The organism is Candidatus Pelagibacter sp. Uisw_121, from assembly GCF_047722545.1.
GTDB lineage: Bacteria > Pseudomonadota > Alphaproteobacteria > Pelagibacterales > Pelagibacteraceae > Pelagibacter.
In genome coordinates, this window is the sequence record NZ_CP159816.1 from 157451 (window position 1) to 171970 (window position 14520).

General features: G+C 28.7%; 19 protein-coding genes, 1 tRNA gene and 1 rRNA gene. 11 read left to right on the forward strand and 10 right to left on the reverse strand.

The genetic code is table 11. The features are described 5' to 3' along the window. Nucleotides 1-145 precede the first annotated feature (145 nt). From gmd to ABXT52_RS00920, 11 genes are all read left to right on the forward strand, one after another. Nucleotides 146-1186: a GDP-mannose 4,6-dehydratase gene (gene gmd / locus ABXT52_RS00870; protein WP_415272505.1), complete on the forward strand. Its 1041-nt coding sequence runs from the start codon at nt 146-148 to the stop codon at nt 1184-1186. Beyond that, complete coding sequence (locus ABXT52_RS00875) at nt 1183-2127, forward strand: GDP-L-fucose synthase family protein (RefSeq protein ID WP_415272028.1); 945 nt, start codon at nt 1183-1185, stop codon at nt 2125-2127. Before gmd ends, ABXT52_RS00875 begins: the two co-directional genes overlap by 4 nt. Then, nucleotides 2127-3008 (forward strand): NAD-dependent epimerase/dehydratase family protein, encoded by an 882-nt coding sequence (locus ABXT52_RS00880; RefSeq protein WP_415272029.1) that lies wholly within the window; start codon nt 2127-2129, stop codon nt 3006-3008. Before ABXT52_RS00875 ends, ABXT52_RS00880 begins: the two co-directional genes overlap by 1 nt. Nucleotides 3009-3062: 54 nt before the next feature. Beyond that, a 5S ribosomal RNA gene (gene rrf, locus ABXT52_RS00885) occupies nt 3063-3177 on the forward strand. Between the two features lie 13 nt (nt 3178-3190). Continuing rightward, the gene (gene ykgO, locus ABXT52_RS00890) at nt 3191-3316 is read left to right on the forward strand and encodes a type B 50S ribosomal protein L36 (RefSeq protein WP_006997331.1); all 126 of its coding nucleotides are present in this window, start codon (nt 3191-3193) and stop codon (nt 3314-3316) included. A 5-nt stretch (nt 3317-3321) separates the two neighbouring features. Then, complete coding sequence (locus tag ABXT52_RS00895) at nt 3322-3432, forward strand: aa3-type cytochrome c oxidase subunit IV (RefSeq protein WP_018413861.1); 111 nt, start codon at nt 3322-3324, stop codon at nt 3430-3432. Nucleotides 3433-3441: 9 nt separating this feature from the next. Further along, entirely contained in the window at nt 3442-4530 is a 1089-nt protein-coding gene (locus tag ABXT52_RS00900; protein ID WP_415272030.1) for a Re/Si-specific NAD(P)(+) transhydrogenase subunit alpha, read from the forward strand. A 4-nt stretch (nt 4531-4534) separates the two neighbouring features. Further along, entirely contained in the window at nt 4535-4843 is a 309-nt protein-coding gene (locus ABXT52_RS00905) for a proton-translocating transhydrogenase family protein (RefSeq protein WP_271519182.1), read from the forward strand. A gap of 2 nt (nt 4844-4845) precedes the next feature. Continuing rightward, nucleotides 4846-6240, forward strand: a complete 1395-nt coding sequence (locus tag ABXT52_RS00910; protein ID WP_415272031.1) for an NAD(P)(+) transhydrogenase (Re/Si-specific) subunit beta — start codon at nt 4846-4848, stop codon at nt 6238-6240. 6 nt (nt 6241-6246) lie between these two features. Beyond that, nucleotides 6247-6960 (forward strand): transaldolase family protein, encoded by a 714-nt coding sequence (locus ABXT52_RS00915; RefSeq protein WP_415272032.1) that lies wholly within the window; start codon nt 6247-6249, stop codon nt 6958-6960. Further along, a complete protein-coding gene (locus ABXT52_RS00920) occupies nt 6950-7915 on the forward strand; it encodes a hypothetical protein (protein ID WP_415272033.1) in 966 nt (321 codons plus the stop codon). The genes ABXT52_RS00915 and ABXT52_RS00920 overlap by 11 nt, the downstream gene beginning before the upstream one ends. A gap of 307 nt (nt 7916-8222) precedes the next feature. Here the strand turns inward: ABXT52_RS00920 and ABXT52_RS00925 are convergent. The 10 genes from ABXT52_RS00925 to gap form a co-directional block, all read right to left on the reverse strand. Beyond that, nucleotides 8223-8299 (reverse strand) — tRNA-Met (locus tag ABXT52_RS00925). Between the two features lie 6 nt (nt 8300-8305). Beyond that, the gene (gene rpsU, locus ABXT52_RS00930) at nt 8306-8500 is read right to left on the reverse strand and encodes a 30S ribosomal protein S21 (RefSeq protein ID WP_006997326.1); all 195 of its coding nucleotides are present in this window, start codon (nt 8498-8500) and stop codon (nt 8306-8308) included. 55 nt (nt 8501-8555) lie between these two features. Beyond that, nucleotides 8556-9143 (reverse strand): cell cycle transcriptional regulator TrcR, encoded by a 588-nt coding sequence (locus tag ABXT52_RS00935; protein ID WP_415272034.1) that lies wholly within the window; start codon nt 9141-9143, stop codon nt 8556-8558. Then, nucleotides 9144-9374: a 50S ribosomal protein L31 gene (rpmE, locus tag ABXT52_RS00940; RefSeq protein ID WP_006997324.1), complete on the reverse strand. Its 231-nt coding sequence runs from the start codon at nt 9372-9374 to the stop codon at nt 9144-9146. It lies immediately after the preceding gene. Between the two features lie 35 nt (nt 9375-9409). Then, nucleotides 9410-10150 carry an inositol monophosphatase family protein gene (locus tag ABXT52_RS00945; protein ID WP_415272035.1) on the reverse strand — a complete coding sequence of 247 codons (741 nt, stop codon included), beginning with the start codon at nt 10148-10150 and terminating at the stop codon, nt 9410-9412. Nucleotides 10151-10155: 5 nt separating this feature from the next. Next, nucleotides 10156-10716 carry an elongation factor P gene (gene efp / locus ABXT52_RS00950; protein ID WP_415272036.1) on the reverse strand — a complete coding sequence of 187 codons (561 nt, stop codon included), beginning with the start codon at nt 10714-10716 and terminating at the stop codon, nt 10156-10158. After that, nucleotides 10713-11336, reverse strand: a complete 624-nt coding sequence (thiE, locus tag ABXT52_RS00955; protein ID WP_415272037.1) for a thiamine phosphate synthase — start codon at nt 11334-11336, stop codon at nt 10713-10715. The genes efp and thiE overlap by 4 nt, the downstream gene beginning before the upstream one ends. Further along, nucleotides 11323-12333: a class I fructose-bisphosphate aldolase gene (locus tag ABXT52_RS00960; protein ID WP_415272038.1), complete on the reverse strand. Its 1011-nt coding sequence runs from the start codon at nt 12331-12333 to the stop codon at nt 11323-11325. The genes thiE and ABXT52_RS00960 overlap by 14 nt, the downstream gene beginning before the upstream one ends. Nucleotide 12334: 1 nt before the next feature. After that, nucleotides 12335-13513, reverse strand: a complete 1179-nt coding sequence (locus ABXT52_RS00965; protein ID WP_415272039.1) for a phosphoglycerate kinase — start codon at nt 13511-13513, stop codon at nt 12335-12337. After that, nucleotides 13513-14520 carry a type I glyceraldehyde-3-phosphate dehydrogenase gene (gene gap / locus ABXT52_RS00970; protein WP_415272040.1) on the reverse strand — a complete coding sequence of 336 codons (1008 nt, stop codon included), beginning with the start codon at nt 14518-14520 and terminating at the stop codon, nt 13513-13515. The genes ABXT52_RS00965 and gap overlap by 1 nt, the downstream gene beginning before the upstream one ends.

Below are 14520 nucleotides of genomic sequence, written 5' to 3' on the forward strand. Positions count from 1 at the left end.
AGTTATTAATATAAATAAAAGTTTTATTAATGATAGTTTTACATTAAATAATAATAAACTCATGAAACAAATCAAAATTAAAAATAATATTTTAGAATTTAAAAATGAGTGTCTTGCAATAAGCAAAAAATTTTTTAAAAAAAAAATGAAAAGAAAAATAGCTTTAATATTTGGAATTACAGGCCAAGACGGTTCTTATCTTGCTGAATTTTTAATTAAAAAAAATTATATAGTTCATGGTGTAAAAAGAAGATCTTCTTCATTTAACACTGGTAGAATAGATCACATTTACCAAGATCCCCATGAAAAAAAAAGAAAATTAATTTTACATTATGGTGATTTAACTGATGCTATTTCTGTATCATCAATAATTAAAAATATTCAACCTGACGAAATTTATAATCTTGCTGCACAATCACATGTAGCAGTGTCGTTTGAAGTTCCTGAATATACAGCCAATGCTGATGGACTTGGTGCTTTAAGAATTTTAGAAGCAATTAAGTTTCATGGTTTTGAAAAAAAAACTAAATTTTATCAAGCTGGCACGTCTGAAATGTTTGGAAAAGTTATGCAAATACCTCAAACAGAAAAAACACCTTTTTATCCTCGAAGTCCCTATGGTGTTGCAAAAGTTTATGCACACTGGATAACTGTTAATTATAGAGAAGCCTTTAATATTTTTGCTTGCAACGGAATATTATTTAATCATGAAAGCCCAGTTAGAGGTGAGACTTTTGTTACAAAAAAAATAATTATGGCTCTTTGTAGAATAAAATTAAAAAAACAAAAGAAATTATTTTTAGGTAATTTAGATGCTAAACGAGATTGGGGTCATGCAAAAGACTATGTTGAAGCAATGTGGAAAATGTTACAAAAAAAAACCCCCGATGATTATGTAATATCAACAGGAAAACAATATTCAGTAAAGGATTTTATAAATTTATCACTTAAAGAGCTTAATATAAAATACTACTGGAAAGGTAAGGGAATTCATCAAAAATGTTATGATGAAAATGGGAATTGTTTTATAGAGTGTGATAAAGAATATTTTAGACCGTTAGAAGTAGACACTTTACTTGGTGACTCAAGTAAAGCCAAAAAAGAATTAAATTGGAAACCTAAATATAATACTACGAAACTTGTGAAGGAAATGGTAAGTGAAGAGTTAACTAATTTATTGAAGTGATAAATTTAAATTCCAAAATCTATGTAGCTGGACACAATGGCCTAGTTGGAAGTGCAATTGTAAGAGAGTTGAAAAAAAAAGGATATAATAATATTCTAGTAGCTAGTAAAAAAAGATTAAATCTTATTAATCAATCAAAAGTTCTTAAATTTTTAAAAAAAAATAAGCCAGCTTTTATTTTTTTAGCAGCAGCAAAGGTTGGTGGAGTATATTCTAATAAAAAATATAAAGCAGATTATTTATATGAAAATCTCACAATACAATCTAACGTTATAAATGGTGCTTACTTGTCTGGTGTCAAAAATTTAATATTTCTAGGTTCTAGTTGTATTTACCCAAAAAACTGTAAACAGCCTATAAAAGAAAGTTATTTGTTAACAGGTGAACTTGAGCCAACTAATGATGCATATGCTATAGCAAAAATTGCCGGAGTAAAACTATGTGAAAGTTACAATTTACAATATAAAACAAATTATACTTGCTTAATGCCAACCAACACTTTTGGTCCTAATGATAATTATGATGAGTTAAATTCCCACTTTTTTCCTGCGTTGATTAGAAAAATTCACAAACTTAAAAATAGTAAAAGAAATTCTCTTGTTTTGTGGGGCAATGGTAAAGCAAAAAGAGAAGTTGTTCATGTTGATGATATTGCTAATGCTTGTGTTTATTTTATGAATAAAAAGAAAAAACCAACACTCATCAATATTGGAACTGGCAAAGATTTTACAATTGAATACTATGCAAAATTAATTGCAAAAACCATCTTGCCACAAAAAAAAATTAATATCAAATATGATTTAACCAAACCTAATGGAATTAAAAGAAAGGTTATGGACATATCCTTAGCAAAAAAATTTGGATGGAAAAACAAAATTGACCTTAAAAAATCTATATTAGATACCTACACATCATATAAAAAAGAAATTAGGGAACTTTAATGAAAAATATTATTATTGTAACAGGAGGAGCTGGATTTGTTGGTTCCAATCTAATTGCTTTATTACTCAAAAGAACAAAATTTAAAATTATAAGTATAGACAATTACTCTACAGGTAAAATAAAAAATCATATAAATGATAGCCGAGTTAAATATATTAGAGGAAATACAAAAAATGTTAAAAAAATATTAAAAAAAGAAATAAATAAAATAAAAACTATATTTCATTTTGGTGAGTTTTCTAGAATTTATCAAAGCTTTTTGAATATGAATGATTGCATCGATTCTAATAATATTGGTTCTCATGAGGTATTTAATTTCTGCCTTTTAAATAAAATAAAACTTGTGTATTCAGCAACATCAGCAAGTATTGGCAATAGAGGAAATGATAAAAATTTATCTCCATATGCATTTACTAAAGCTAAAAATTTAGAATTATTGGAGAACTTAAAAAAATGGTTTAGTTTTAAATTTGAAATATTGTATTTTTATAATGTTTATGGACCTGGTCAAATAAAAACAGGACCAATGTCCACTGTAATAGGAATATTTGAAAATCAGTTTAAAAGAAAATTACCATTAACAGTTGTTAGGCCAGGATCACAATCTCGAAGATTTACACATATCAGCGATACTGTTGAAGCCTGTTATTATGCATGGAAAAAAAATCAGTCTAAGCACTACAGTATATCTAATAGAAAAAGTTATACAATTATTGAAGTTGCAAAATTATTTAATGTTAAAATTAAATTACTACCATCCAGAAAAGGTGAAAGATATGCCTCAGCTTTAGCAAGCATGAATTTATCAAATAAAGTTCATAAATTGTTTGGAAAAATCAACCTTGAGGATTATGTGAAGAATATTGGTAAAAATGACTAAAAAAAGATTACAATTCCTTGTTTACAAAATGATTATTTTAGATATAACACTTTCGCCGGTGATTATTGCGAAGGGGTAATACCCGATCCCATTCCGAACTCGGAAGTCAAGCCCTTCAGCGCCAATGGTACTTTGTCTTAAGACACGGAAGAGTAGGACATTGCCGGCTATAAAAAAATATTATGAAAATTAAAAGCTCATTAAAATCACTAAAAAAAAGAGACCTTAATTCTAAATTAGTTAGAAGAAGAGGCAGAGTTTATATAATTAATAAAACAAACCCAAAGTTTAAAGCAAGACAGAAGTAATTTTTATGGATAACCAAGACCATAAAAATACCTGGAATAATTTCACAAAGTTTGTGTTGTGGGGAACTGTCGCTGTTATAGGTGTTTTAGTTTTAATGGCAATATTCTTGCTGTAAAGTTCTCTTATGATAATCGCTTCAGTTTTAGAAAATCAAAATACTGAGAAAAGAATTGCAATTACTCCTGACATTGCAAAAAAATATTTAGCTCTTGGTTTTGAAATTTCTTTGACCACCAAGTATGGTGAACACTTAGGCTTTAAAGATAGTGAGTATAAAGATTTAGGTGTTGAAATTTCTTCTAACGAAACAGAAATATTAAGTAAAGCTAATATTATTATTCAGTTAAGCTTATTACCTGATGAAAACCTCTCAAATTTAAAAGAAAACCAAACGCTTATTGGGGTATTCAATCCTTATGCTAATAAAGAAAAAATAGAAAATTTATCTAAAAAAAATGTTAATATTTTTTCTTTAGAAATGCTGCCTCGAATAACTAGAGCTCAATCAATGGATATACTATCTTCTCAAGCTAACCTTGCTGGTTATAAAGCAGTAATCGAGTCGTTTGCAAATTTTGAAAAAGCAATACCCATGATGATGACAGCAGCTGGTACTATTCCAGCAGCAAAAGTATTGGTTGTTGGGGCAGGAGTTGCAGGATTACAGGCTATAGCAACCGCAAAAAGAATGGGTGCTATCGTATTTGCAACAGATGTCAGAATGGCATCAAAAGAGCAAGTTGAAAGTTTAGGTGGAAAATTTTTAACTGTTGAAGGGTCTGAAAATCTCGAGACAGAAGGAGGCTATGCAAAAGAAGCATCTGAAGAATTTAAAAAAAAACAAGAAGATCTTTTAGCTGAAACTTTAAAGAAAATTGATATTGTAATATGTACCGCTTTAATTCCAGGAAAAAAAGCTCCATTAATCATTAAAGGTTCTATGATTGATAATATGCAATCAGGCTCTGTTATATATGATTTAGCAGCAATTCAAGGTGGCAATTCAGAGTTTACTGAAGTTGATAAAATTATAGTTAAAAATGGAGTAAAAATTATGGGTGAAACAAATATTCTCAATAAGCTTCCTGTTTCGGCTTCGAACCTGTATTCAAAAAATGTATTTAATTTTGTGTCCAATTTATATGATAAAGAAAATAACAAGATTAATATTAACCTAGAAGATGAAATAATTAACAAAACACTAATTAAATAGATTTATGGAAATAGACCCTTTTATATTTAGATTAAGCATATTTATTTTGTCAATTTTTATAGGTTATTATGTTGTTTGGAGTGTAACCCCATCTTTACACACGCCATTAATGTCAGTTACTAATGCAATATCATCCGTAATTATTGTTGGTGCTATAATTGCAGGCTTAGCTGGAAGTTCAGATAATGTCTTCACTGTTTCTAATATTTTAGGATTTTTAGCAATATCGCTTGCAGCTGTTAATATATTTGGTGGATTTTTAGTCACTCAAAGAATGCTTCAAATGTATAAAAAAAAGAAAAAGGATAAATAATTATGTCAGCAAATTTATCAGCAATATTTTATTTAATTTCAGGAGTTTTATTTATATTGGCATTAAGAGGGCTTTCATCACCTGAAACTTCAAGACAAGGTAATTTTTTTGGAATTTTGGGTATGGTGATAGCTATCACTGTTACTTTTTTATCAGTTGGAAGTTTTTCTAGTGGACTAATTTATGTACTAATTTTTTTACTAGTAGGTGGTCTTATAGGGGCATTCATAGCATACAAGATACCAATGACGGCCATGCCAGAATTAGTGGCAGGATTTCATAGTTTAGTTGGATTATCAGCGGTTTTTGTTGCAATCTCAGCTTTCTTAAATCCAGAAGCATTTAACTTGGGATCAGTTGGTGCCATTAAACTTGCAAGTTTAATTGAAATGTCAATTGGAGCTGCAGTAGGAGCCATAACATTTTCAGGCTCAATAATTGCTTTTTTAAAACTTCAAGGAATAATGTCAGGGTCACCAATTACTTTTAAGGGACAGCATTTTCTTAATGCTTTATTGTTAATTTCAATTCTAGTTTTAACTTATTTACTTTGTTCTTCTCAGTCATCTAACTTTTTTTGGATACTAATAGCAGTTTCATTTTTAATTGGATTTTTACTAATTATCCCAATTGGTGGGGCAGACATGCCCGTAGTAATTTCTATGTTAAATTCTTATTCTGGTTGGGCTGCTGCAGGAATTGGTTTTACTTTAGAAAATACTGCATTAATTATAACAGGTGCACTTGTTGGATCTTCTGGTGCAATCTTGTCTTATATAATGTGTAAAGGCATGAACCGTTCATTCTTTAATGTAATTTTAGGAGGATTTGGCGCAACAGAACAATCTGCATCAACTGGAAATAAAGAACAAAGACCAGTTAAAAGTGGTAATGCAGAAGATGCAGCCTTCTTAATGAAAAATGCATCATCTGTTATAATTGTACCAGGTTATGGTATGGCAGTAGCTCAAGCACAACACGCATTAAGAGAAATGGTAGATACACTTAAGAAAAATGACATTAAGGTTACTTATGCAATTCATCCTGTTGCAGGAAGAATGCCAGGACACATGAATGTCTTATTGGCAGAAGCCAATGTACCTTATGATGAAGTTTTTGAACTTGAAGAAATCAATAATGATTTTGCTAATGCAGATGTTGCATTTGTAATTGGGGCAAATGATGTAACAAACCCTGTTGCAAAAACTGACCCACAAAGTCCAATCTATGGAATGCCAGTATTGGATGTTGAAAAATGTAAATCAGTATTATTTGTAAAAAGGAGCTTATCTCCAGGATATGCTGGAATTGATAATGAATTATTTTATAAAGATAATACTCTAATGTTATTTGCAGATGCAAAAAAAATGACTGAGGACATAACTAAAAACCTTTAAAAATTAATGACTACAAAAATATTTTGTGACATTGCAGAATTAGATCAAATAAAAAAGTTTAATAAAAAAAAAATTGTAAAAGGTTTTACAACTAATCCTAGCTTAATGAGAAAGGCAGGAGCAAAAGATTACAAATCATATTCAAAGAAAATATTAAAAATTTGCAACAATAAACCTGTTTCGCTAGAGGTATTCGCTGATGATTACAATACAATGAAAAAACAAGCACTTCAGATTAATACTTGGGGAAAGAATGTTTATGTAAAAGTGCCAGTTGCTAATTCTAAAGGTATTTTTATGGGCAAAATTATTAAAGAACTTAATAATTTAGATATTAAACTTAATATCACAGCAATTTATAGTGCAAAACAAACAGAAAAAATTCTAAAATTAATTAACAAGAAGACTAAAGTTATAATTTCAATATTTGCTGGTAGAGCAGGAGATACTGGTAAAGACCCAGTTCCAGAATTTAAAAAAAGCATAGCAATGGCAAAAAAATTTAAAAATGTAAAGATACTTTGGGCGAGTGTTAGAGAACCGTATAATTACTTACAAGCAAAACAATTGCGATGTCATATTATTACCATTCCACCAGCAACTATTGAAAAAATTGAGAACTTTGGAAAAACTTTTAATCAACTAACCAAGGAAACAGTTAAAGCTTTTTTAGTTGATAGCAAGAAATCTAAATTTAAAATTGACAATAGTGAAATTTAAAATTTTAACCTTTAAAAATGTTTCTCTTTTTCTTTTCTTTTATTTAACACTAGTAACTGGTTTTTTTTTTGGTGAAAATTTAAACTATGGATCTTATGGCGATTGGATTGGAGGTAATCGTGAGCCTATAAAGGACTTCTCAAATAACTTTACTTATACATTTTTAAATTTTGATAGCTATGGACACCGACACTCACCAGTATATCTAATATTTTTATCATTGTTTTTAGATTTAGGACTTGATCTCAATCAAATTAGACTTGTTCACTTACACCTTTGTATTTCATTAATAATAGTTTTTTATCAATGTCTAAGATTATTATTTAGTAATATTAATAATAATTACCTTTTTCTATTATCCTTAATTATTTTTTTGTCTCCAACATTTAGATCTTTAGCAATTTGGCCAGATAGTAGGCTTCCAGGTTTAATTTTTTTTGTTTTAACAATATATTTTTTTTTAAAATTTAGAAAAACTGACAACCTTAAGTACACATGGTACACTTGTATTTCACTTGTGGTATCGTCATATATAAGTCCTAATTTCTCAGTTTTTTTTGTATATTTTTTTTTCTTTTTTCTTAAAAAAGTTAAATTTAGAGAACTAAGCTTTTTGTTAATATTCAATTTTTTGGCATCATTACCGATTTTATATTATATTTTTATTTTAGATGTAAATTTTTTAGCAGCAGGAAAAACCCCAAGTATAAATAATGAAAGCATCAATTTTAATTTCAATTTATCAGATAAGGTAATGATTATTAGTTCGATAATTTTTTTTCATTTATCACCAATACTGATTATGGATAATTTTTTTAATCAGTTCAAAAATTTTTTAGATAAAAGATTTATAATAATAGTTCCTTTGGTTGTATGTTTAATTTATTTTTTTAACTATCAATTAAGCTACACTGGGGGGGGAATTTTTTTTTATTCTATCAAACCTTTTATTTGATAATAATTACTTTTTTTATATAGGATCATTTTTTTTTATTAGTTTTGTTTTATATATTGCATCTTTAAGCTTAAATAATTTTTTTTTATTAACATTACTAATAGTTTCTAATATTCAAAACACGATCTATCACAAATATTATGAACCTCTAATATTTATAATGTTTTTCACCTTAATAAAATACCCAGGAGTAGAAAACTTTCTTAAGAAAAAAAATAATATTTTTTATCTATATCTTTTAAGTGTAATCTATATCTTGATGAGAGTTTTTAAAATTAATTATTTAGTTTAGTTTATTTAAAAAAATTGGTTGCGGGGGACGGATTTGAACCGCCGACCTTCAGGTTATGAGCCTGACGAGCTACCAGACTGCTCCACCCCGCGGTATATTTAAATTCTATTTTTAAGCTTATTAAGTTTTTTAACTCTTTTAATATTTTCTTGTAAAATTCTTTTTTTCTTTTCAGAAGGTTTTTCGTAAACACTTTTTAATTTTACTACTTTAAAAAAACCATCTCTTTGTAATTTTCTTTTAAGAACTCTAAGTGCTTGTTCAATATTATTATCTTTAACTTCTATTTTCATAAGTATTTTTTAAGAATGTTTAACTACCATTATATAATTTTGGTGTCTATTAAAATTATTCAATGTTTGAAACTTCTCTTGTTAGTTTTGCTTTCTCTTTTTCTTTTTTTTCTCTTTTTATTCTTCTTTCAGCTTTTTCAATAACCTCAATTAGATCCTTTTGAGAAAATAGTCCTAATGCTACAGGGTCTTTAGGATTTAAATTGTTATAATTCCAATAACTTTTATTTTTAATTGCAGTAACAGAAGCTTTAGTTATTCCAACCAGTTTTGCTATTTGTGAATCTTTTAGTAATGAATGATGTTTGATTAACCACAAAGCCGAATCTGGTTTGTCTTGTCTTTTAGATAAAGGAATATATTTTTTAATTTTTTTATCTTCAGTTGAAATTTCAATATCAGTATTTTTTATCTGTAATTCTTTATTTTCATCTTTTGAAGCTAGTTCAATTTCTTCTCTAGTAAGTTGACCTGATATAATGGGATTGTAAGCCATAATTCCTTTTGCAACTTCACCATCCGCAATACCTTGCACTTCAACCTCATGTAAATTGCAGAACTTTGAAATTTGTTTGAAAGTAAGTGTTGTATTTTCTACTAACCAAACAGCGGTTGCCATTGGCATTAATGGTACGTTTGACATTTAATCTTTCTTTTCTGATCTGAAATTTTGGAATTTTTTATTGAATTTGCTCACACGACCCTTGTCCATCAATTTTTGTTTTCCACCTGTCCAAGCAGCATGAGATTTTGGATCGATTTCTAATTTTAAAACCTCTCCTTCTTTTCCCCAAGTTGATCTTGTCTCAAATTGAGTTCCATCAGTCATTTCTACTTTAATTGTGTGGTAGTCTGGGTGTATGTCTTTTTTCATATCGAGACTTATAGCAAAAGAATTTTATAAAACAATTAAAAGTTCTTTAATTTTTCAAGCATTTTGTCATTAATTGCCATACTAGAAGCTCTTATTTTGATGTTTTTATTTTGGGAGAGGTCAATTTCATTAATTAAGCCACCTGCCTCTTTTACCATTATTATGCCAGCAGCTATATCCCACAAATTTAGATCATTTTGAAAATAACCATCGTATCTACCAGCCGCAACATAGGCAATATCAAGTGCTGCACTTCCAGATTTTCTTAAAGGCAAATCAACTTCATTTTTAGTTATGCCGCCTGTAGCAAACAAGCAGCTATTAAGCTCTCTTTTTTTGGATACTCTAATTCTTTGATTGTTAAAGAACGCTCCACTTTCTTTTTCAGCATAAAACATTTCGTCTTTTATTGGGTCATAAATTAATCCTGAAACTATTTCATCACCAGATTTTAAAGCAATTGAAATTGCAAAGTGAGGAACGCCATGTAAAAAATTAGTAGTGCCATCTATAGGATCAATTATCCATGTATGTTCTTTATCTTTATTAGTTTCAGAACCATCTTCTTCACTAATAATAGAATAGTAGGGTCTTGCTTTTTTTAATTCTTCTATAATTATTTTCTCAGCTTTTAAATCAGCATTTGATACAAAATCAGTAGGCCCTTTGATTGAAACTTGTAGTTTTTCTATTTCTCCAAAATCTCTAATTAAAGCTCTAGACGCTTTTTCTGCAGCCTTTATCATGACATTTAGATTGGCTGATATTGATTGCATATAATTTATATTTTTTTGACATATTCCATAGTTCTCGTATCGACTATGATTTTATCTCCGCTTTCAATAAATGGAGGGACTTGAATATTTACACCATTATCTAAAGTTGCGGGTTTGTAAGAAGAGGAAACTGTTTGCCCTTTTAAAGCAACATCAGTTGTATCAATCGTGCACGTTACTTGATTGGGCAATTCAACTGTTAAAGGTTTTTCATTATAAAAACTTATACTGACTTCTAAGTTTTCAGTTAACATTTTACCTTTTTCTCCAATTGTTTCTTTTTTAATATTTATTTGTTCATAAGATTTTGGGTCCATGAAATAATAATCAGTTTCATCGTCATAAAGATAATTAAATTTTGTTTCATCTAATGAAGCTTTTTCAACAGACTCACTTGATCTAAATCTTTCATTTAATTTTGTATTTTTGTTAACACTTTTCATCTCAACTTGGGCAAAAGCACCACCTTTGCCAGGTTTTACATGTTGCGTCTTTAAAACTTGCCAAAGGTCATTCTTATATTCAATTAACATTCCAACTCTAATTTCACTTGCGTATAATTTCATTTTAATTTTTTAATAGCTTCTAATGGTTTGTATTTTTTATTATTCCAAATGTAGCCTGAAATAGCCAAAAAGTTAGCTTTATTCAATAAAAGTTTTTTATAATTATTTAGTTTTATGCCGCCAATAGCTACAATTGGCAAGGAGGTTATTTTTTTTATAGATTTTAATACAGTTAAACTGGCTCTATATTTAACTCTTTTAGTTTTAGTTGCATAAAATGCACCAAAAGCTAAATAATCAGCACCATCTTTAATCGCTCTCTTTGCAAGATTTATAGAATTATGACAGGTCACACCAATAATTTTGTTCTTTAATATTTTTCTAGCTTTTATTAAGTCCATATCTTTTTGACCTAAATGACAACCGTCTGCATTTAGTTTTTTAGCAAGTAGAGGGTCGTCGTTGATTAAAAATTTAACTTTATACTTATTACAAATTTTTCTAATTTTTTTTCCAATAATTAGCTTATTTAAATTTGTTTCTTTTTTAAGTCTTAGCTGAAAGAAACTTATTTTTTTTGAACTAAATACTAGAGCTAAATCATCGTAAAAATTTATATCAAGTATTTTATTTGGAGAAATAAGATAAATAAATTTCTTATTTGTTTTATTTTGTTTCAAGTTCTTTTGACCATTTGCCTTGAGCTGCAAGCGTGCACATATTTGCTCTGTGGTTAAAGATTTTTTGAGTACCACTAGTATTATTAATGTCTTTTGACCAAAATTTAAGTGCACTTTGTTGTAAGGCTCTACCATATGAATAAGTCATAATAAAATTTGTGTCATTATGCTTATTAATTAAGTTTAAATTTTCTGTTGCTTCTACTTCTGTTTGTCCACCAGATAAAAAAGCAATTCCTGGTACATCAGTTGGTACATTTTCTTTTAAGCATTTTAGGGTAAGCTTTGCAACTTCTTCACTTGATATTTTTTTGTCAGCAGCAGCTCCTGCTAAAATCATATTAGGCTTTAAAATTACACCACTTAAATCTATTTTATTAATTATTAATTCTTCAAAGCATTTTTTAATAACTTCAGAAGTTTTATTAAAACAAGTTTTGGCAGAATGATCTCCATCCATTAAAACTTCAGGTTCTACAATTGGAACCATTCCACATTCTTGGACTAAAGCTGAATATCTTGCAAGTGCATGAGCATTGGAGTGCATGGACAATTTGCTTGGATATTTATCTGAAATATTAAAAACACCTCTCCACTTTGTAAATCTTGCTCCAAGTTTATAGTAGTTCTTTAGTCTTTCTCTTAAGCCATCCAGGCCTTCTGTAATTTTTTCCTCATGAGAGCCTGCCAGAATTTTTGCACCTGTATCAACTTTAATTCCTGGAACTGCTCCAGATTTAGAAATTAATTCTGGAATAGTCTGCTTCAAGTTCGATGTTTGGTTGATAGTTTCATCAAACAAAATAACACCACCAATAAAATCTTTCATCCCACTTGATGAGAAGAGAGTTTCTCTAAATAAAAGTCTATTTTCTGGGGTGGAAGGTACATTGACAGATTCTAATCTTTTAGTCATGGTTCCATTGCTTTCGTCTGCCGCAAGGATTCCTTTACCATTAGATAGTATTTTTAATGCAATTTTGTTAAGTTCTGACATGTTAATTAAGAGCCTTTATACCAGGAAGTTCTTTTCCTTCAAGATATTCTAAAAAAGCACCACCCGCAGTTGAAACAAAATTAAAATTATTAATTGCTCCAATACTATTTAAAAGAGAAACGGTATCACCACCACCTGCAACTGAGTAAATTGTATTACTCTTATTTTTTTCAATAATCTTTTTTGCTATTTCAAGACTTCCTTTGGCAAAATTAGAGTTTTCAAAATAACCTGCTGGCCCATTCCACAAGATAGTACTACTTTCTTCAATTAATGAATTGATAGCTTTAATTGTCTTGGGACCAATATCTAAAATTAACTCTTCTCTAGAAACATTATTTAGTTCCTTTATTTTAGCTGATCCATCTAAGTTTTTCCCTACAGCAACATCTTCAGGGTAAATTATCTTACAGTTTTCCTTTTTTGATAAAAAAAATATTTCTTCAATAATTTTATCACAATTATCTTCTTGAATAGATTTTCCAATTTCATATCCTTTATATCTAAGTATATTATTGGCCATTCCACCAACTATTATAATATTATCAAATTTAGCAATTAAGTTCTTAATGATATTAATTTTAGAAGATATTTTAGAACCCCCTATGATGCATGTTATAGGTCTTTGAATTTCAGATGTAATTTTAGTTAGTGCATCAATTTCTAAATTTAATTGGAGGCCAGCGTATGAAGGAATAAATTTAGTAATTTCAAAAATTGAAGCATGAGCTCTATGCGAACATGAAAAAGCATCATTAACATAAATATCAGCTAGACTTGCTAAATGTTTTGCAAAACCATTATCATTTTTTTCTTCCTCTTCATAAAACCTAAGATTTTCAAGGATTACAATTTTTTCATCATGTTCATTAAATAAATCAGTAGATTTAATTTCTTTTATATTTTTTGAAACTAATTTTATATTTTGGTTTAGTTTATTTTTTAGATCTTCACATATTGGTTTAAGAGAGAGTTCACTTACCACTTTGCCCTTGGGCCTACCTACATGAGATAGTATTATTATCTTTGCTTCATTTTTTAATAAAAAATTAATAGTAGGTAAAATTTTATCTATTCGAGTAGTGTCAGTAATTTTTCCATTATCTAATGGAACATTTAAATCCAACCTAAGTAATACTTTTTTTTGATTAAAATTAGTCTCGTCTTGAATATTTCTCATTAAGAGACTTGATGAAGATGTTCTGCTATGTCACACATTCTATTTGAAAAGCCCCATTCGTTATCATACCACGCTGAAATTTTTCCCATATTTTTACCAACTACATTAGTTAAAGACAAATCAACAATTGCTGAAGCTGAATTATGATTAAAATCAATTGAAACTAATTTTTCTAAAGTAACTTCTAAAACTTTCTTTGATTGTTCTTTAGAGGCGATAGTAAATGCTTCATTAATTGTTTCTTTGCTCATCTCTTTTTTTGTACAAAAAACTAGTTCTATAAGGGAAACATTGGGAGTTGGTACTCTCATTGCAATACCTCCAAGCTTTCCTTTTAATGAGGGTATAATTTCACCGATTGCTTTTGAAGCACCTGTAGAAGTTGGCACAATTGATTGACTGGCAGATCTTGCTCTTCTAGGATCTTTATGGGAATTGTCTAGAATTCTTTGATCACTTGTGAAAGCATGAATGGTTGTCATAAACCCTTTTTCAATTTCAAAAGTTTTATTTAAAATATTAGCAACAGGTGCAAGGCAGTTAGTTGTACAAGAGGCAGCAGAAATAATTTGATCGTCTTTTGTTAAAATATTTTCATTTACTCCAAAGACAATTGTTTTATCTGCATTTTTACATGGAGCAGAAACTATAACTTTTTTAGCCCCATTTTTTATATGAGTTAATAATTTTTCTTTTGAATTGAATTTTCCAGTGCATTCAAAAACATAATCAACATCAAATTTTTTCCATTTAATATCTTCAATATTAGATTCTTGTGAAAATGTAATTTTATTATTATTGATAATTAAATGTTTTTCATCATAATTTAAGTCTGCATTAAATTTACCATGAATAGAGTCGTATTTAATTAAAGAACAACTCGCCTCAGAATTTGATCGGTTATTTATGTGTTTGATCTCTATGTTTTTATTTTGGCTTTCAATGATAGCTCTAATTACCATTCTACCAATTCTTCCCATTCCATTGATACCAACTTTTATTGTCAT